The following is a 1,177-nucleotide window of genomic DNA, read 5'->3' on the forward strand; positions in this document are numbered from 1 at the left end:
AGAAAGCCAAGCACTTGGGCTGATTTATAAAACCTAGTACGTAATTATGAGAATATGAAAAGAAAAAGACTTATCCAAAACCCATCTGCTACACAGCCACAGTTGCTTTTGATATTGTGATTGGATAGTGTTAAATTTGCATCCTTATAGATATGTGGCAAAATCTTATTTCCTACACTGTTGGAACATTGGCTGCACTGTTTCCAATCGCTAATCCTGTAGGTGCAGTGGCAATCTTTTACAGTCTAACGGCTGCGGATACTCGAAATTACCGTCTTCGACAAGCGCAAAAGACTGCATTGAATGTCATTTTGGTATTGGCTACTTTTTTACTTGCAGGTAAGCTAATCCTCAATTTCTTTGGCATTTCACTGGGTGTTCTACGAATTGCAGGAGGTTTAATTGTTGCTCATACTGCTTGGGAAATGGTAACTGCGCGTCAGCGACTAACTAGCCAAGAACATAAAGAGGCAATAGATAAAGAAGATGTATCTTTTACACCAATGGCTGTGCCGATGGTTAGTGGTCCGGGAGCGATTGGAGTTGTGATTGGATTTTCAACTAAAGCTAGTCAATGGGTTGATTATTTGGGTTGTTTAATTGGAATAGCTTTACTGGGAATCTTACTTTACCTATGTCTTGCTTTAGGAGAACCATTAATTGAGAAATTAGGGTCAACTGGCATGGGAGCGTTGAATCGGATACTGGGGTTTTTAATTTTGGCGATCGCAGTTCAATTAATTGTTGAAGGTACAGTGGATATATTTAAAGCTAATGTACTAAATCTACTGCGGTAAGTTATTTTGAGACACCAAATTCTAAAACAGACTTTTCATGGGAAGTTCTCAAACCACGAAACTAGCATTACAGTGGGGACGAAAACTTGAACAAAAACATCATAGAGTGAAAAAGAAAGTTGAAGAAAAAGATTATCCATGAAGGTTCAGCAGATTAATTTACCATATATTGACCAGCTTTTGGCATTGCTCGACACTGGTCATCCTGAGGTTGATCTAGCGTTTGGGCGTCATGTACATTGGGGCTATTGGTTCAACCCAGAACAAGCATTGAATACACCAGAAGATTTTAGCAAGGCAGCCGAACATCTGACTCGCGAAGTTTATTCTGCTGCAAATGTTAAGAATGGTCAAGATGTTTTGGATGTTGGTTGTGGTAT

1 protein-coding gene and 1 pseudogene are annotated in these 1,177 nt (G+C 39.3%); both read left to right on the forward strand.

Features of this window, described 5'->3' with window-relative positions; genetic code table 11:
* Positions 1-152 precede the first annotated feature (152 nt).
* Positions 153-797 carry a MarC family protein gene (locus tag AC5590_RS33935; RefSeq protein WP_169269003.1) on the forward strand — a complete coding sequence of 215 codons (645 nt, stop codon included), beginning with the start codon at positions 153-155 and terminating at the stop codon, positions 795-797.
* 138 nt (positions 798-935) lie between these two features.
* A pseudogene (locus AC5590_RS33940) lies at positions 936-1,177 on the forward strand (class I SAM-dependent methyltransferase); the annotation flags it as partial.

The sequence above is a fragment of the Brasilonema octagenarum UFV-OR1 genome (genome assembly GCF_963888615.1).
Lineage (GTDB): Bacteria > Cyanobacteriota > Cyanobacteriia > Cyanobacteriales > Nostocaceae > Brasilonema > Brasilonema sennae.